Source organism: Nitrospira sp., assembly GCA_015709715.1.
Lineage (GTDB): Bacteria > Nitrospirota > Nitrospiria > Nitrospirales > Nitrospiraceae > Nitrospira_A.
The window spans coordinates 1,081,104-1,099,734 of record CP054184.1; the positions used below are offsets into that span (position 1 = coordinate 1,081,104).

Consider the following 18,631-nt stretch of genomic DNA (forward strand, 5'->3'; position numbering starts at 1 on the left):
TCCATCGTTTATGCGCTTTTTCGACGGAGCTGTCGATCCTGGGAGGCAGAAGCCCGCTTCGTTTTCCCGGCGTGCCGGACGCTTTGTTTCAGGAGCGCCATGAGATCGACAACCTTGCCCTTGCTCGACTTGGAAGCCAGGCCCCCAGCGGACGGCCTCGTCACCACTGCGGTGCGGCCCGCCTTGATGCGCTTGTTGATCAGGCGCATGAGGTCGTCGTGATAGGTGTCTTTGTAGCGCTCCGGCCTCCACGACTCCGACATGTCCTCGACAAGCCTGGTCGCCATATCCACCTCGCGGGCCGTCACGCCCCCGCCCTTCACCCTCTTGGCGGGAAGATCCAGATCCTTGACCGGCCTGATTTCATGCGCATAGCGCAACGTATTCAACAGCAGCACCCCCTCCCAGGGGATCAGCGCGGCAAGAGACTGTCTAGTCCGGATCACCACCGTCGCGATCGCAACCTTGCCGGTCTTCTTCAGCGTTTCCCGCAGCAAGGCATAACCTTTCTCGCCGCGCTTGTCCGGCACCAGGTAATAGGGCGTCTCGAAGGAAGCGGGCGCGATGTCCCCTGCCTTGATGAAACTCACAATGTCGACCGTCTGCGTGGCCTCGACATTCGCCCGACGAAAGTCCTCGTCGGTCAGGACCACATACCGATCCTTGTCATACTCGTAGCCCTTGACGATCTGGTCCCACCCCACCTCCTTCCCGGTGGTCTTGTTGTACCGCTTGAATCCCACCGGTTTCATATCGCGCCGATCCAAGAGGGTGAGGTCAAACCTGTTGTGGTCTTCCGCCGAGTACAGCAGGACGGGGATGTTGACCAGGCCGAAGCTGATCGATCCTCGCCAGAGAGGCCGTTCCATGGCTCATTCTCCTCCTGAGAAGTACCGTCACCTTAGCACGCGACCAGACACTCACAACTCGGACAATCCCTAGCTGGCAACAACGCCGGCCCACGTTACCCTCACATTCTCAACCACCCTCAGCTCACGACAGAAGGAGCCTCCTATGGACATGGACAAGGGGTCAAGCGCAAGCCGTTCCCTATGGATGTCGACGCCCATGCCGACCTGGCCGCCTCTCGGCACCGGCCTGCATACCGACGTGTGCATCGTCGGAGCCGGCATCGCGGGCTTAACCACGGCCTACTGCCTCCTGCGCGAAAGACGGCGAGTGGTCGTCCTGGATGACGGCCCCCCCGGTGGCGGCATGACCGAACGAACGACAGCACACCTGTCGAACATGCCCGAGAAGGGGTTTGTCGAACTCGAGCGCCTGCACGGACGCTCGGGTGCGCGCCGCGCCGTCGAGAGTCATCGGGCGGCGATCGATCGTATTGAGGCGATTTGCCGGCAAGAACAGATCGCTTGCGATTTTTTGCGACTACACGGGTACCTCTTCGCGGGGAAGGGACAGGGCCTGGAGGTCTTGGACGAGGAACGGGAGGCTGCTCGGCGCGCAGGACTCATGGCGGTCGAGCGGCTTCCCCAGGCGCCGAAGGCCGCGGCTTCGTTGGGGCCCTGCCTCCGTATTCCCAACCAAGCCCAATTCCACCCTATGAAGTACCTGGCGGGCTTGGTCGAGGCGGTCCGACGAGACGGAGGACGGCTGGTCAAGGGGCATGTCACCCGAGTGACGGACGGAGTCCAGCCCCAGATCGAAACCCGCGAGGGCTGCTTCGTGACGGCGGATGCGGTGGTTGTCGCCACCAACACACCGATCAACAACCTGGTGAGCATCCATACGAAACAGGCACCCTACACCAGCTATGTCGTCGGGGCCCGAATTCCGGCCGAGGCCGTCGAGGCCGCGCTGTACTGGGATACCCTCGATCCCTACCATTACGTGCGGCTGCACCGCTCGTCGAACGACGGCGCTCCCCTCCTCATCGTCGGCGGAGAAGACCACAAGACCGGGCAAGCCGACGACAGCGAACAGCGGTATGCCAGGCTGGAGGCCTGGGGGCGCGAACATTTCCCCATGATGGGAACGGTCGAGTATCGGTGGTCCGGTCAGGTGATGGAATCGATCGATGGGCTGGGCTTTATCGGCCGGAATCCGAGCGATTCCGGAAGCGTGTACATCGCCACGGGTGATTGCGGCATGGGCATGACGCATGGCACGATCGCCGGCATGCTGATCACCGACCTCGTGGTGGGCCGCCCCTCCCCTTGGGCCTCGCTGTACAATCCGGCTCGTCGAACGGCAGTGGCTGTCGGCGAATACGTCCAGGAATCGCTGAACATGGCCGCCCAATATGCAGATTGGGTGACCGGCGGCGACGTCCCCCATGAAAAAGAGATTCCGCCGGAGAGCGGCGCGGTGCTGCGAAGGGGATTGTCCAAGCTCGCCGTCTATCGAGACGCACAAGGCGCCCTGCACCGTTGTTCCGCCGTCTGCCCGCATCTCAGTTGCATCGTGGCCTGGAACCACAGCGAAAAGACCTGGGATTGCCCTTGCCACGGATCGCACTTCGATCGATTCGGCACCGTCATCAATGGTCCCGCACACGAGAATTTGGAACCGGTCAAAGAGGAGTAAGTCGACAAGGCCCGCTAACCTTGCGCAGCCGACGCAGAACGCCGATTACCTCCGCCACTCGCAGGGCATCGGCACTGAATTGCTGCTCGGCCAGCCTGGTCGGCATTTGCGCCTGCCGAATCTGCGTCGTGGCTATCTGACGCCCTCGCTGCGTCATCGGCGGAATGCAACGATGGCCGGAATCTTTCTCGGCTCATTCGGAACCTCGAATCTTCACGGCCCGATCACGGAGGACGACCATGAAGCAACGGCGCTCGATTTCCATCTGCTGCGTCTGCAATGCAGTGTGGGAAGACCGATCGGCGCAAGGCACCCCGTTTGAATCGTGGAACACTTTGACTGGGTATCTCCAGGCTCACCGGCTTAGCAGCGGCGACTACCACCTGACGGACAGCTACTGCCCAACCTGCTCGGCGCAGGTCTCGAAACTGAGCCGCCGGCGCTTACCCGTCACCGCGTCGATCAGCTCGTCGCTGTAACGGGCGAGCGACGTGCCTCCTGGGAGGCTCCCGTCCATCGGTCCGCCCGCAGCCGAAGCTCAGCCTTCACGGGTAAGTGGTCGGAGGCGACACGACTCGCCTCGCTCCGGTGGGCTTCCACGCCGAGTAGGGCCGTCGGAGGCGCAACCCAAATTCGATCCAGCGCCAGCAGAGGCCAGCGCGCCGGAAAGGTCGGGGGCGCAGGGGGCACGCCGAACACGGCATAGAGGGCTCGTAGCACCCGCCCCCACATGTGCCACTCGTTCAAGTCGCCCATCAGCACTGTCAGTTCTCGCCGATCCACCGCCAGCAGTTCCAGCAGACGCTTGGCCTGCAGGGGGCGTTCGTGAGGCCACAACCCCAGGTGCGTACTCACGACATGGATCGAACGGCCGCGGTATCGCACATCCACATCCAATGCTCCGCGCGGTTCGTGCCATCCGACGGAGAGGTCCCAATGGCGGACCTGCTCGACCGGAAAACGAGAGAGCAGCGCATTGCCATATTCCCGCCCGTCGCGCAACCAAACCGGCCCCTCCACCCCCGCCATGTTCAGTTTCCCGGCCAGCCAGGGCAGAATCGTAGCGGTCTCGGTTCCCGGCAGATCGACCTCCTGCAGGGCCACGATGTCCGCCGCCATCTCCTCGAGCACGCGGAGAATCCGTTCCGGCTCATACCGCCCGTCCCTGCCGATTCCCCGATGGATGTTGTACGAGGCCACGCGCAGGCACAGGTCCTTCTTGTCGGTTGGCCTCACGAGTCCATCACCCCTCTCGATGCCTGGAAAGGAGCCTTCGGCAGAGGTACCAGGCGCCGACCCAGGCCGTGCACAGAATCCCGGCCAACAGCGCGAAGGCCAGGGGGCTCGGGTCGCGCAGAGCGTCCGCCAGTCGGTCCACGAAGACGGAGGTCATGACAAGCCCGGGTCCCATGCCTACGGCTGTCCCCAGGAGGAAGTCTCGCAACGAGAGACTTGTCGAACCGGCAACCAGGTTCACCATGGAAAAGGGAGCCACCGGCAGGATACGGACCATGAGCACTGCCCAAAATCCATACCGCGCAAGCCGGCGGCTCAGGTGCGCCACATGTCGACCGGCCAAGCGCTGCACCTGATAGCGCCCCAGGACTCGACCGACCGTAAATAACGTCGTCGCGCTCACCAAGGCTCCCGCCAAGGCCGAGGGAACTCCGAGCCAAGGTCCGAAAGCCAACATGGTGACCACGATCATCACCGTGATGGGAACCGCCAACAACCCACCCAACAGATACCCGCTCATCAGGGTCAGAAACCCGGTCGGCCCATGGCCGAGGGTCTGCAACTGCGCGACACCGGCTTCGACATCGATCCACTCACCCAGCGGTGTCCATCGCCAGAGGAGCGCCAAGAGCGCCACCAGAGCCAGCAGGGAATAACCCGCAATCAGGCGACGGCCGAGTTGCCTCCGACCGCCTTGATGCACGACGGTGTCCAACAGGTCATCGGCAGCGATCGGGCGCTCCGGATCGACCAGCAACGGCTCGGGAATCGAGGAGGACGACGCGCCCTTCTCGAACCCGACCTCCTCCAAGCTGCGCTCCCCACCACGCAGGGCATCGATGGCCTGCACGAGAGAACCTCGCCGGCGCGCCTCTTCCGCCACCCGCTCCGGTTCCACGCCCAGATGTTCACCCAAGAGGCGATGGCGCAATCCTGCAATGGCATCCCGCACATGCGCCTGCCCCTGCGCCTCGAGTCCCAGGTTGCATTCGGTGTCCAACCCCATCGACCGGTTCGACAAATTCGCGGACCCCAGACACAACACCTCGTCATCGGCAATCAACAGCTTGCTGTGGACGGCCACACATTCGACTCCCTGCGTGCCGGGCACCGTCGGCGCATAGACACGAAACCGGCCATAGTGATCCGCCAGCACGAGGTCATGGAGGAGCCTGGCCCGCAGAGTGTCCATCGTCTGTTGCTCCAGCCACCCGTCGCTATTGTGCCGCAGCACCAACACCACGTCGGGTCCGTCCTGTTCCGCAAGCCGAGCGGCCAAGGCGCGCCCGATGGCATTGGCGGTGAAATATTGCGACTCGATGTACAGCGAGCGATGCGCGCCCCTGATCGCCTCCAGAAAGGCCCGCTCGACTTCCCGCACCTCCGCTTGCCCGGCGAAGGCCGGTTGCGTCCGCATGATGCCCACCTGACAGTCCACCACGTCCGCCGGCACGTCCGCCGGCCACACATCGCGCAGGGGTCTTGGCGCAGGCCGAGGGAGACGACGCCCTGTCGCGTTCCACCAACGCTGCCGGGCCAGGTCGCCGAGCGCCGCGGCGACCTGGCCGGACACCAGCATCTGCACATCGTGAAAGGGGGCATAGGGCCGGCCGTCGGCATCGACCCGGCGCGCATCCTGCTTGGCGTGAGCCGACGTGTCCCAGCGGGACTTGCTCAAATCCAGCCCGCCGGCGAACGCCACCGTGTCGTCGACCACCACGATCTTTTGGTGGTGCGATGCGCCCAGAGGATGCTGTCCATCCACCTGATACGAGAGTCTGCGGTGCCTGCGCCACCCCGTATGGGCCGTAGGCATCCACTCCCGCTCCAAGGCGTAGATCATGGCGAAATCCCAATTCAGCACATACACACGCAGGCGCCGCTTACGCCGCAAGAGCGCCGTGAGAAATTCACCGAGTTTCGTCGGAAGTCCCTGGGCCGCTCCCGCTCCCCGCACCAGCTCAATCTGGGTGTCGAGGTCCCAGCCCACGATGAGGATGGAATGGGTGGCTTGCAGCGCCGCGTCACGGAAGGCCTTGAAGTACGCTTCCCCATCGATGAGGAAGGCCGCCTGCTCCGCTGGTTCGATACGCCAACAGGTGCGTCCGCAGGTCAGGATGCGGGAGGACGAGGCGGTGGATTCAGAAGCCATCAATTCCATTGGTCGCCACCTTACACGAGCGCTGGGTCCGGCCTGAGCTAGTCATCCCCCTAGTCGAGGCCTGTAACGACGAGCGGTTTTCCTAGTAGGCGCTCAAGGCAAGGGCGGGTAGAGTGATCTCATTCATGTTCACAGACTCAGCGAAGGAGGCGATCATGGCGTCCGTCACCCATTCACTTGAGCAACACACCATCGACTGCATCCATGCCTGTACGGAGTGCGCACGCCTATGTAATACATGCGCGGACGACATGGTCGGCATGCCGCATGAAGGCACGGACGACCTGATGGTTCGCTGTATCAGGCTCTGTCGCGACTGTGCGGACATCTGCCTCTTGTCCGCCCAATGGATGGGACGGAAGTCCGCATTCGCCCTCCGAATCTGCGCGCTCTGCGCGGAGATCTGCGAACTCTGCGCCGGGCTGTGCGAACAACATGCTCCGCACCATGCTCTGTGCGGGGACTGTGCGAAGGAATGTCGTCGCTGCGCCGCGCTCTGCCACCAGATGGTGGCGGAGACAGTGCCGCCGGCGTCGACAGGCAATGCGTGAGTGACGGATGGAGGAGCCCACACCATGCCACACCCCTACATCGGGACATTCATGATGGTCTGGTTGCTGCTCAGCGGAATGCCGGCCGCCGGTGCTGACGTACCGACACCGGTGCCTCAGCCTGGACCAGGTCCCACGGTCCCGCCAAGGCCTTCGGATCCCATCCCCATTCCCCCCACGACACCACCTGCACCACAGGTGAGTTTCTCCTCGTAGGTCCTGGGCTAGGGGTTTCACTAGTGGGGGTTGGATCGGCTATGATGGTACAACTCTCGCCGTCCTCACGATCCGCCGACCTGGGAGCCGAGCTCTGCGTCACCAGCCCGCATTGGCCATCAGACACCCGTGGGCCACCCGATGAATTCACACGACCTGCTGCGCTGGTTGGCCGGAAGCGAGATGGGCGGACGCATTCGAACCCTTGACTGGGCGAAGACCCCCCTCGGCCCCATCGAACAGTGGCCTGCGGCCCTGGTGTCTACACTGGGCGTCTGTGTCACAGCGCGCTTCCCCATGGCCATTTATTGGGGGCGCGATCGCTGGCTGCTTTATAACGATGCCTGGCGGCCTATTCTTGGAGACAAGCATCCCTGGGCATTGGGCCGTCCCGCCCACCAAGTATGGCCGGAGCTTTGGGAAACTATTCATCCCCTCTTTGAAGCCGTGCAGACGCAGGCACAAGGCACCTGGCGCAGCGATGAATTGTTACCGATGCAACGGTTCGGATATACCGAAGAATGTTATTTCGATTACAGCTTCAATCCGATACGAGGTCAGGACGGCACCGTCGAAGGCATCTTGAACATCGTGCAAGAAACTACCTATCGCGTCTTGAACGAGCGCCGGACGCACCTGCTCCGTGAACTGGCCTCTCAGTCGGGATCCGCTCAAGACGACGATCATGCCTGCGCCCTGACCCTCCGAGTCCTTGCCACAGATCCGGCCGACATTCCTTTTGCCTTGCTGTACCGCCTCGATCGGAATCGCAAGCAGGCCGTATTAGCAGGCAGCGTCGGCCTGGAAGAAAGCAGCCCGGCCAGACAACAAGCCCTGTCCCTCTCCCAGGAGGGGCTTGCCGGCGGGTGGCCGCTCGACGCCGCGGTCCGCCAGGGACGCGCACTGATCGTGGACGATCTGGCCGACCGGTTCGGCCGACTTCCCGGCGGCACATGGCCTGAACCGACGCGGCAGGCGCTCATCCTTCCCATCACACAATCAGGCGATGAAACAGGTGATGTATGGTTGGTCGCGGGCGTCAGCCCACGCCGACCGTTGGATGCGGACTATCAGCATTTCATCGGTATGGTGGCCTCTCAGATCGGCCTCACCCTCGCCCACGCCTGCGCTTATGGCGAGGAGCGGCGGCGAGCCGAGGCGTTGGCTGAACTCGACCGCGCCAAGACCGCCTTCTTCAGCAATGTCAGCCACGAGTTTCGCACCCCGCTCACCCTCATGCTCGGTCCCCTCGAAGAGGAACTTCGTGAACGGCCACAGACCACCCGCCTGGAGGTCGCCCATCGAAACAGCCTGCGCCTCCTGAAGCTCGTCAATACGCTCCTGGACTTCTCGCGCATCGAGGCCGGGCGTACGGAGGCGCAGTACCAACCGACCGACCTTGCCGCATTCAGCGCAGACCTGGCCAGCGGATTTCGTTCCGCCATCGAACGAGCCGGCCTGCGCTTCATCATCGACTGTCCTCCCCTGCCCCAACCGGTCTCTGTCGATCGCAGCATGTGGGAAAAGATCGTGCTCAACCTCTTGAGTAACGCCTTCAAACATACATTCCACGGCGAGATCGAGCTGTCCATGCGGCACGGCGCGGAAGGCGCGACACTCGTAGTCCGTGATACTGGAGTGGGCATTCCGGCAGACGCGCTGCCACGCCTATTCGAGCGGTTCTATCGCGTGCACAACCGGCAGAGCCGAACCCATGAGGGCAGCGGGATCGGGTTGGCGCTGGTCCGGGAGGTCGTGCAACTGCACGGCGGGACGGTGCGGGTTGAGAGCCGCCTCGACGAAGGCAGCACCTTCTGTGTCACGCTGCCTTGGGGTAAGGACCATCTCCAGCCCGAACAAATCGGACCGGGCCTCCCTGCCGTCTCCCCGACAACGGCGGCGGCTCCCTACCTCGAAGAGGCGCTGCGCTGGCTACCCGACTCTCAGGAAGATCAAGACCTTCCGCAGGCGCAGGACGCACCCGCCGATCCCACAGCCGCCCGTGCCCGTGTGCTGGTCGCCGACGATAACGCGGACATGCGCCATTACATCCTGCGATTGTTGCGTGAGCGGTATGACGTCGTGGCGGTCGCGGATGGCCTCGCGGCCCTGGCCGAAATTCGCCGCCGCCCCCCGGATCTGGTCCTGAGCGACATCATGATGCCACAGCTTGACGGCGCAGGTTTGGTCAGAACCCTGCGTGCAGATCCTGCGCTCCAAACCATTCCGATCATTTTGCTCTCCGCTCGCGCGGGCGAAGAATCTCGCGTGGAGGGACTGGAGCAGGGCGCGGATGACTACCTCGTCAAACCGTTCGGTGCGCGCGACTTGCTTGCGCGCGTCGCCACCCACCTCAACCTGGCCCGCATCCGGCGGGATGCAGAAGCGGCGATGCTCCGCACCAAGACGTTCTTGGAACGGATCACCGCCTCCACGCCGGACGTGCTGTTCGTCTTCGACCTGCAGGAGGGGAGCCCCGTTTACGTCAACCGCAGCCTGGACACCGTCCTCGGCTACAGCCTGGCCCAACTCCATGCCATGCCCGGTGATCCCTTGTCCTGCTTGGTCCATCCGGAAGACCTGCCCGCGGTCAGAGAGTGGTTGGACGGATTTCAGTCCGCGCCGGACGATGAGGTACGGGAGCATGTTCACCAAGTCCGGCACTCCGACGGCACCTATCGCCGCTTCTTGGTGCGAGCCACGGTGTTCGAACGAACCGGCGACGGGCGTGCCAAGCAGATCATCGGCAGCGCCAGGGATGTGACGGATCAACAGCGGGCCGAGGAGGCTCTCCGCCGAAGCGAAGCGCGCTTTCGGGCGATCGTGAGCCAAGCGACCGCCGCCGTGGCCCAGACCGATCTGACGGGGCGATTCCTGTTCGTCAACCGGCGCTTCTGCAACCTGCTGGGCTACAGCGAATCCGAGCTGCTCGGCATGAGGATGCAGGAGGTCACCGATCCAGAAGATCTCCCTCACAACCTCGAACTGTTCCATCGGCTCGTGAACGGCGGACCGGATTTCATCCTCGAAAAGCGCTACCGCCGCAAGGACGGCACCGCGGTGTGGGCGAGCGTGAGCGTCGGCGGGGTTCGGGAGGGCAACGCACTCCGTTATATTTTGGCCGTCGGATTCGACATCAGCGTCCGCAAGCGGCAAGAGACACAACTCCTCGCCATCAATCGACGGCAACAGTGGCTCTATGAGTTGGCCGACGCTCTCAACCGCGCAGAGCCGCCGGCGCGACTCTACGAGCGGGCGTTGCAGGCGATGGTCGACGCGGTCCAAGCCGACCGGGCCGCGATCCTGCTCTTCGATGACGACGGCACCATGCGTTTCAAAGCCTCCCAAGGGTTATCCGATGAGTACCGGCGGGCCGTTGAAGGCCATTCTCCTTGGACGAGGGACCATCGGGATCCGCCGCCCCTGTTCATCGATGATCTCGAGACCTCCGACCTCGAACCCGAATTGCGAGCGACCATCCGGCGTGAGGGCGTCCGGGCTTTAGCCTTCATCCCCCTGACCTACAGCGAACAATTACTCGGAAAATTCATGCTCTACTTCGACCGTCCGCATCGGATGACCGACGAGGACATCGCCTGGAGCCAGGCCCTAGCCACCACGCTGGCGCTGGGCATCGCGCGGGCCAAGGCCGATGAGATCCTGCGCGCCCGGGAGGAACGACTCCGATTGGCCATGGAGGCGGGAAGGATGGGTGCGTGGGATCTCAACCTCCACACCGGCGAGACCACCTGGGACGCCAAACAATATGAACTCTTCGGGAGGCCGGTGGACCGCCCGCTACGCCGCGCGGAGGAGTTCTACGATGCCCTCCACCCGGACGACCGGGCCCAGGTACAAGAGGCGGCACAGCGCGCGCATCGGTCCGGCCTGTTCTCCGCGGAATTTCGTATCGTGACTCCGGACGGCGGCATACGTTGGTTGTCCGGGCAGGGTGCGACGGTCACCGATGAGCAGGGCCGCCCGGTGCGTATGGTCGGCATCAACTACGACATCACCGAGCGCAAGCGGGTGGAGGAAGATCTTCAGCGCTCAGCCGCCGAACTTGAGTGCCGCGTGGCGGAGCGGACGATCGAACTGACCGAGTCGCGCGAACAGCTGCGCGCCTTGGCCAGAGAACTCAACCTTGCAGGGCAACGGGAGCGCCAACACCTCGCGGCGGAATTACACGACTACCTGGCACAACTCCTGGCGTTGAGCCGCATCCGGCTGGCTCAAGCCATGCAGCATTCGGTGTCTCCCGTCCTGGGCCGAACCTTGAGCGAGTTGCAGGAGGTCATCGATCAGGCCTTGACCTATACCAGAACCTTGGTGGCGCAGCTCAGCCCGCCGATCCTGAAGGAATTCGGACTGCCGATGGCCTTGCGCTGGCTGGCCGAACAGATGGTTCAACGTGATCTCCGAGTGTCGCTGGACCTGGGGCCGGAGCATCTCCCCCTGCCGGAAGATCAGGCCATGCTGCTGTTCCAGTCGGTCCGTGAACTCCTCATGAACGTGGTCAAACATGCCGCCGCGAAGGAGGCCGCCATCACCGTGCGGGTGAACCAGGGATGGCTCTCCATTACGGTGACGGATCGTGGCGTCGGCTTCGCCCATGTGGACAAGGCTGCGCTGCGCGAAGAGGGACACGTGCCGGGGTTCGGCCTGTTCAGCATCCGGGAACGAATGCTCGCCCTGGGAGGGCGGTTCGAATTGCGTTCGGTCCTAGGCCACGGCACCGAAGCGACGTTGATCGCTCCGCTGGCGTCCTCAACCGACCAGGGGAGCAGCCGACCGGCCGCTGCCGGCCTGCGCACGATCCCGGCGTCCACCGATGCGTCCGCAAATCAGCCACTCGAGGGCAGCCATCCGCTCGAAAAAACGCCGAAGACCCGCGTGCTGATCGCGGATGACCATGCGATGGTCCGGCAAGGGCTCTGCGGGCTCCTCGCAGGCTACGCGGACATCGAGGTGGTGGCTGAAGCAGCGACCGGCAAGGAAGCGGTGACGCTGGCGCAGCAGTGGCTGCCCGACGTCGTCTTGATGGACGTGAACATGCCGAGCATGGACGGCATCGAAGCCACCAGGCAGATCAAGAAATCCCAGCCCGCTACGATCGTGATCGGCCTCTCCGTCCAAGACGCCGCCCATGTGGGCGCGGTCATGCGCGAAGCCGGCGCCGTCGCCTTCCTCAACAAGGAAGCTGCCGTCGAAGACCTCTATCAAACCATTCAAACCGCCCGAAACGGATTATTGAGCGCCCGATGACACGATTCCATCAAAAGCCGAACCCGATCCTTTCCATCGCCCTCGTCCTATCCATCGCGGCGGTGTTTGTATCCGAGTTCTACACGAAGCTCGGCATCACCGTCTGGGTGGTGTATCTCATTCCCTTGGTCCTGTCGTATCTCACCTGGAACCCGCTCGTCCCCGTCGCCGTGGGTAGCATCGCCTCGCTTCTCATCCTAATCGGCCTGGTGATCAGCCCGGTCGGCATCGATCCCTCCCTGTCCTTGATCAACCGAGGCATGGGGGCCGGCACGGCCCTGGCGTTGGCGGCCTTCGGCCACCAATTCATCCGTGGTCGACTGGCCGTGCGCAAGGAGGAATGGGTACGGATGGGGCAGACCAAACTCAGCGAACGCATGATGGGAGATCAGAGCCTCCGGACCCTCGGCGAAAACATCCTGCAGGGCCTGGCCGAGTATGTAGGGGCACAGGGCGGGGCGATCTTCATCGACGACGGGTTCGGATTCCACCGCACGGCCACCTTCGGCGTGCCGGAAGGCGCCGCTCTGCCGGAACGATTCCAAGTCGGAGACGGGTTGTTGGGCCACGCCCTTCAACAGAAGCAGACGATCGTCGTACAGGACCTGCCGGACGGATATTTCACGATCGGCTCCGCCCTCGGACGCAGCGCTCCGCGGCACTTGCTCATCACGCCGCTCGGGGCGGACGGCGTGATCAACACGGTGTTGGAACTGGGGTTTTTCCATCGCGTACACGACTCGGATAAGGAATTGCTCGGCCGCTTGGCAGAGTCGATCGCCACGGCGGTCCGGGGGGCTCGCTACCGCAACCGCCTGCAGGAGCTCCTCGAAGAGACGCAACGTCAAGCGGAAGAGCTGCAGGTTCAGAGCGAAGAACTGCGGGTGGCGAACGAGGAACTCGAGGAACAAAGCCGAGCCCTGAAGGAATCCCATGGCCGACTCGAACAACAGCAGGCCGAATTGGAACAGACGAATTCCCAATTGGAGGAGCAGGCTCAGCTGCTGGAGGGGCAAAAAGACGAATTAAGCAACGCCGCGGCGATTTCGGAAGCGCAAAAGCGGCAGTTGGAACGGGTGAGTCGGTACAAGTCCGAATTCCTCGCCAACATGTCCCACGAGATGCGGACGCCGCTGAACTCGACCCTCATCTTGGCCAAGCTCCTCGCCGACAACCCGCAGGGCAATCTGACGCCGGAACAAGTCAAATCGGCCGCCACGATCGAATCGGCCGGCCATGATCTGCTGACGTTGATCGACGATGTGCTGGACTTGGCCAAGGTGGAGGCAGGCCGCATCGACCTGACTCCCGGCCAGGTGTCGCTGCAACGCTTGATCGACAGCCTGCACGCCCTCTTTCAGCCCTTGGCGACCCAAAAGGGATTGCAGCTCCAGATGCGGCGCGCGCCCGGAACTCCGGAGTCCATCGAAACCGACTGGCAGCGGCTCGAACAGGTGTTGAAAAATTTGCTATCCAACGCCATCAAGTTCACCGAAGCCGGCCGGGTCTCGCTCGACATTGCCCACCTGCCGGACGGACGTCTGGCCTTCGCCGTGGAGGACACGGGCATCGGTATCTCGCCCGATCAGCACGACCTCATCTTCGAGCCGTTCTGTCAAGGCGACGGCACCACCAACCGCAAATACGGTGGCACCGGTCTGGGCCTGTCGATTTCACGCGAGTTCGTTCGCCTCTTGGGCGGCGACATTCATCTTGCCAGCACGCCGGGACAGGGCAGTACGTTCACGATCCACCTCCCGCAAAGGATTCCCTCGTCCCCTCCGTTGCGGTCGGCCCCCATGGCTTCGTCCCCGCTCCCTTGCGAGCCCCCCGCCCCCATGCTCGCGTCTCCTTCGGGCGCTCCGCGCGTGAACGGCAACGCCCTGCGGACCGACGACGATCGGGAACGGCTCGACGACCATCGCCGCGTGATCCTGATCGTAGAGGACGACGAGGCCTTCTCTCGCATCCTTGCGGACCTGGCCCACGAGATGAACTTCAATGTGCTCATCGGTAACACAGCCGGCGAGGCCCTGGCGTTGGCCAGACAGTACCTTCCGAGCGCGGTGGTCCTCGACATCGGACTGCCTGACCACTCCGGCCTCTCCGTCATCGACCGCCTGAAGACCGACGTGCGCACCAGACATATCCCCGTTCACGTGATCTCCGGCCACGACCATGCCAAAACCGCCCTCTCGCTGGGTGCCGTCGGCTATATGCTCAAGCCGGTGAAACGCGAGCAGCTCGTGGAAGCCTTCCGCCAGTTCGAAACGCGCCTCACGGATAAACCCCGGCGGGTGCTCATCGTAGAGGACGATCCTGCGCAGCGCGACAGTCTCCATCTGTTGATCGGGTCGGACGACGTCGAGACCGTCGGAGCGGCAAGCGCCGCCGAGTGTCTGTCGCAACTTGCCGAACGCACCTTCGACTGCATGGTGCTCGACCTCACGCTGCCGGATGCCTCCGGCTTTTCTTTGCTGGAAACCATCAGCCGCGAGGAACACCTCGCCTTCCCGCCGGTCATTGTCTACACGGGCCGCGACCTCTCGGCCGATGAGGAACAACGGCTTCGCAAATATTCGCATTCCGTGATCATCAAGGGCGCCAAATCTCCCGAGCGCCTGCTCGACGAAGTCACCCTGTTTCTCCACCAGGTCGTCACCGCCCTGCCGCCTGAACAGCAGCGCATGTTGGAAAAGGCCCGCAACCGCAATGCCGTCCTGGAGGGCCGCCGCATCCTGATCGTGGAGGACGACGTGCGGAATATCTTCGCCTTGAGTGCGGTCTTGGAACCCCATGGAGCCAAGATCGACATCGCGCGGAATGGCCGCGAATGTTTGGCACTGTTGGAGTCTTCCATGCAGAGCGAGGATCGACGCATCGATGTGGTGCTGATGGACATCATGATGCCCGAGATGGACGGGCTGGCGGCCATGCGCGCCATCCGCGAGAGGCCAGAATGGCGGAAGTTACCCATCATCGCCCTCACCGCCAAGGCGATGAAGGACGATCAGGAACAGGCCCTCTCGGCCGGGGCCAACGACTATATGGCCAAGCCGCTCGATGTCGATCAATTGCTTTCGCTGGTGCGCGTATGGATGCCGCGATGACGCCCGACGCGCCGACGAAAACCGAAGACATCGAACTGCGGTTATTCCTGGATGCGATGTATTCGCAATATCACTACGACTTTCGCGGATACTCCAAGGCGTCGCTCAAGCGCCGGCTGCTGCTCGCCTGCCAACGGATGGGCTGCTCGACCCTCTCCGCGCTCCAAGAGCGGCTGCTCCACGACCGGGCGGTGCTTCCGCAACTTCTCAATTACCTGACCGTGCAGGTGAGCGACATGTTCCGCGACCCGGCCTATTTCCGCACCATCCGCGAACAGGTCATTCCCCACCTCAGGACCTATCCCTCTCTCAAGGTCTGGGTGGCCGGCTGCAGCACCGGCGAAGAATTGTATTCCTTCGCCATCCTGTTCCGGGAGGAAGGACTGGAAGGCAAGACCATGTTCTACGCCACCGACATCAACGGCGCGGCCCTCGCCAAGGCGGAAGCCGGCGTGTACGACCTGCAGCGCCTCGCCCTCTTTACCAAGAACCATCGTCTGTCCGGCGGGAACGGCTCCCTATCCGCCCATTACAGCGCGGCGTACGGAGCCGCTCGGTTCGACAAGAGCCTGCGCCGGCGGACGGTCTTTTCCGACCATAGTTTGGCGTCGGATTCCGTCTTCGCCGAAGTACACTTGATCTCCTGCCGCAACGTGCTGATCTATTTCGATCGTCCGCTGCAGGACCGCGCGGTGGGGCTGTTCAAGGATGCGCTGGTGCGCAAGGGGTTCCTCGGGGTGGGCGCCAGGGAAAGCCTGCGCTTCAATGCGCACGCGAAACATTTCAGCGAATTTCTCCCCGCCGAGCGGGTCTACCAAAAACAGGGCGACACATGAACGCGCTCAGCGTCGATCTGTCCCTGCACCATATCGAAGCCGTGGTGATCGGCGCGTCGGCGGGCGCCATTGCGTCGCTCTCGCAACTGCTTCCACCTTTGGGGCCCGATTATCCCCTGGCGATTTTAGTGACGGTGCATGTGCCCCCTGATCAGCCCAACACGATTCCGGCCCTGTTGCAGACCAAATGCCGCCTCACCGTCAAGGAAGCGGAAGACAAGGAACCCATCCTGCCCGGCACCGTGTACTTCGCTCCACCGGACTACCATCTGCTGGTCGAGACGGATCGGCGCCTCTCGCTGTCGAACGAAGAACCGGTGAACTTTTCGCGCCCCTCGATCGATGTGTTGTTCGAATCGGCAGCGGACGTCTACGGGAGGACTCTTTTGGCCCTCATCTTGACCGGGGCCAACCACGACGGAGCGCAAGGGGCCTGCGCGGTCAGCGAAGCGGGCGGCACCGTCCTCGTGCAGACGCCGGATTCGGCCACGGCACGCATGATGCCGGCATCCACCCTGGCCGCCTGCCGAAATGCCAGGGCCTTGAGCCTCGAGGACCTCACCGAAGTATTGGCCTCGCGCGGCCGAAGGGAGTCGTGATGCCGTCCGGTCACGCGAAATTCCTCCTCGTCGACGACCACGAGGCCAACCTCGTGGCGCTCAGCGCAGTATTGTCCCACGACGGCGTAGAGATGTTGCGGGCCCGGTCCGGCCGCGAAGCCTTGGAGCTACTGCTCCGCCACGACATCGCGCTCGCCGTCATCGACGTGCAGATGCCGATCATGGACGGATTCGAGCTGGCGGAGCTGATGCGGGGCTCGCGACGGACGCAGCATGTCCCCATCATTTTCCTGACGGCGGGACCACAGGACAATCTACACCGGTTCCGGGGCTACCAAGCCGGAGGCGTCGATTTTCTTTACAAACCGATCGAGCCGAATGTGCTGCGCAGCAAGGCTGCCATTTTCCTCGACCTCTATCAGCAGCGGGAGGAACTGGCCCGGCAACGGGACAAATTCCTGACCCTCGCCGAGGAAAAGGCGCGGCTGTTGCGGGAACGCGACGAGGCCGACCGTCGTCTGCGCGAAAGCGAATCGCGCTTCCGAACCTTGGCCGACAGCGCGCCGGTCATCATTTGGATGAACGGACCGGAGGGCTGTGAATTCGTCAATCAATCCTGTTTGGACTTCCTAGGCATCAACCGCCTGGAGGACGTCAATCGGTGCGACTGGACCGAGTACGTCCACCCCGACGACCAGGCCCACGCCGCCGCACGCTACCGCCAGGCCGTCGCCGATCACACGCGCTTCGAAGCCTCCTTCCGCTGCCGACGACGGGACGGCACCTATCGATGGTTGCGCAGCGTCGGGATGCCTATGCTGTCCGAGGCCGGCGACCTGCATGGCTATCTGGGCGCGAGCTTCGACGTGACCGAGAACAAGGAAGCGGAGGAACGTCTTCAGCGATGGAGCGTGGACTTGGAGCGGGCCGTCAACCAGAAGACCGGCGAGCTGCGCCGATCGCAAGAGCAGTTGCGTGCGCTCGCGAACGAACTGAACCTGACCGAGCAACGCGAACGCAAACGCCTCGCCACGGAGTTGCACGATTACCTCGCCCAACTCCTGGTCGTCGTGCGCATGAAGTTGCGCCAGACCGTGCCGCTGATCACCGGAGCGCGTGTCTCGGACCTCTTGAAAGAAGCCGACCAGGCCCTCACCCAATCCCTCGAATACACCCGCTCCTTGGTGGCCGAACTCACGCCGCCGACCTTGAAGGAATTCGGCCTGCTGGATGCCATGACCTGGCTGGCCGCCCAGATGCAGCGCCATGGCCTCACCGTCACGGTCCAGCAAGATACCGACGAGCCGGCGATTCCCGAAGATCAAGCCGTGCTGCTGTTCCAGTCCGTGCGCGAGCTGTTGTTCAACGTGCTCAAACACGCCAGGGCGAAGGAGGCGACCATTACCGTCGCCCTGACGGACGACGACAAGCTGCAGGTGGTGGTATCGGACAACGGCTGCGGGTTTGTCCCACATCCTCAAGACCGAGGAGCCGCCCCCGCTCAGTTCGGCCTCTTCAGCATTCAGGAACGGATGGCGGCGATGGGTGGACGGCTGGACATCGAGTCCGCCTTAGGAGGCGGCACCCGCGCCATCTTGACCACCCCCTATTGGCCGATCCCGGCCAAGACGGATGAGGAAGCTGCGATAACCAGGCCGGCGGTTGTCGATCCCGTGGCGCCGCAGGCTGCGGCGACGGACCAGGCTTCTGCTCCGCGCGGGCGCTCGACCATCGGCATTCTGCTGGTGGATGATCACGCCATGGTCCGGCAGGGACTCCGCAGCATGTTGGAAAACTACAGCGACGTGGCGGTCGTGGGCGAGGCCTCGGACGGCAACGAGGCCATCCTATCGGTCGAACGGCTCCGGCCGACCGTCGTGGTGATGGACATCAACATGCCGAACACCAACGGGATTGATGCCACGGCGGAAATCAAGTCACGCCACCCTCACATCACGGTGATCGGCCTCTCCGTGCAGAATACGGGAGAGGCGCGCGAGGCCATGCTCCATGCGGGAGCCACGGCGCTGCTGTCGAAGGAAGCCGCGGTGGACGAGCTGTACGAGGCGATCCGACAGGCCCTGACGGACGAGCAGCCCCGTTGCGGCGCCACGCCGTGATCGGGGGTCGGCGTTCAGCCCCCTATCGT

12 protein-coding genes are annotated in these 18,631 nt (G+C 63.4%); 8 read left to right on the plus strand and 4 right to left on the minus strand.

What is annotated here, in order from left to right:
* Nucleotides 1-8: 8 nt before the first annotated feature.
* Entirely contained in the window at nucleotides 9-869 is an 861-nt protein-coding gene (locus tag HRU82_05075; protein ID QOJ34360.1) for a Ku protein, read from the minus strand.
* A 151-nt stretch (nucleotides 870-1,020) separates the two neighbouring features.
* On the opposite strand from HRU82_05075, the gene HRU82_05080 reads away from it, so the two are divergent.
* Nucleotides 1,021-2,547, plus strand: coding sequence for an FAD-dependent oxidoreductase (locus HRU82_05080; protein QOJ34361.1), 1,527 nt, complete (start codon nucleotides 1,021-1,023; stop codon nucleotides 2,545-2,547).
* Here HRU82_05080 and HRU82_05085 read toward each other — a convergent pair.
* Entirely contained in the window at nucleotides 2,534-2,704 is a 171-nt protein-coding gene (locus tag HRU82_05085; protein QOJ34362.1) for a hypothetical protein, read from the minus strand. The genes HRU82_05080 and HRU82_05085 overlap by 14 nt on opposite strands.
* 82 nt (nucleotides 2,705-2,786) lie before the next feature.
* Here HRU82_05085 and HRU82_05090 point away from each other — a divergent pair, with 82 nt between their 5' ends.
* Nucleotides 2,787-3,026 carry a hypothetical protein gene (locus HRU82_05090; GenBank protein ID QOJ34363.1) on the plus strand — a complete coding sequence of 80 codons (240 nt, stop codon included), beginning with the start codon at nucleotides 2,787-2,789 and terminating at the stop codon, nucleotides 3,024-3,026.
* Here the strand turns inward: HRU82_05090 and HRU82_05095 are convergent.
* Entirely contained in the window at nucleotides 3,010-3,759 is a 750-nt protein-coding gene (locus tag HRU82_05095) for an endonuclease/exonuclease/phosphatase family protein (protein QOJ37113.1), read from the minus strand. The genes HRU82_05090 and HRU82_05095 overlap by 17 nt on opposite strands.
* 31 nt (nucleotides 3,760-3,790) lie before the next feature.
* Nucleotides 3,791-5,944, minus strand: a complete 2,154-nt coding sequence (locus HRU82_05100) for a VTT domain-containing protein (protein QOJ34364.1) — start codon at nucleotides 5,942-5,944, stop codon at nucleotides 3,791-3,793.
* A gap of 155 nt (nucleotides 5,945-6,099) precedes the next feature.
* Between HRU82_05100 and HRU82_05105 the strand changes: the two genes are divergently transcribed.
* From HRU82_05105 to HRU82_05130, 6 genes are all read left to right on the plus strand, one after another.
* Complete coding sequence (locus tag HRU82_05105) at nucleotides 6,100-6,495, plus strand: four-helix bundle copper-binding protein (GenBank protein QOJ34365.1); 396 nt, start codon at nucleotides 6,100-6,102, stop codon at nucleotides 6,493-6,495.
* Nucleotides 6,496-6,852: 357 nt separating this feature from the next.
* Complete coding sequence (locus tag HRU82_05110; GenBank protein ID QOJ34366.1) at nucleotides 6,853-11,976, plus strand: PAS domain S-box protein; 5,124 nt, start codon at nucleotides 6,853-6,855, stop codon at nucleotides 11,974-11,976.
* Nucleotides 11,973-15,086 (plus strand): response regulator, encoded by a 3,114-nt coding sequence (locus HRU82_05115; GenBank protein ID QOJ34367.1) that lies wholly within the window; start codon nucleotides 11,973-11,975, stop codon nucleotides 15,084-15,086. Before HRU82_05110 ends, HRU82_05115 begins: the two co-directional genes overlap by 4 nt.
* The gene (locus tag HRU82_05120) at nucleotides 15,071-15,922 is read left to right on the plus strand and encodes a protein-glutamate O-methyltransferase CheR (GenBank protein QOJ34368.1); all 852 of its coding nucleotides are present in this window, start codon (nucleotides 15,071-15,073) and stop codon (nucleotides 15,920-15,922) included. Before HRU82_05115 ends, HRU82_05120 begins: the two co-directional genes overlap by 16 nt.
* On the plus strand, nucleotides 15,919-16,521 hold the full coding sequence (locus HRU82_05125) for a chemotaxis protein CheB (GenBank protein ID QOJ34369.1): 603 nt from the start codon (nucleotides 15,919-15,921) through the stop codon (nucleotides 16,519-16,521). The genes HRU82_05120 and HRU82_05125 overlap by 4 nt, the downstream gene beginning before the upstream one ends.
* On the plus strand, nucleotides 16,521-18,602 hold the full coding sequence (locus tag HRU82_05130) for a response regulator (protein QOJ34370.1): 2,082 nt from the start codon (nucleotides 16,521-16,523) through the stop codon (nucleotides 18,600-18,602). Before HRU82_05125 ends, HRU82_05130 begins: the two co-directional genes overlap by 1 nt.
* Nucleotides 18,603-18,631: the final 29 nt, after the last annotated feature.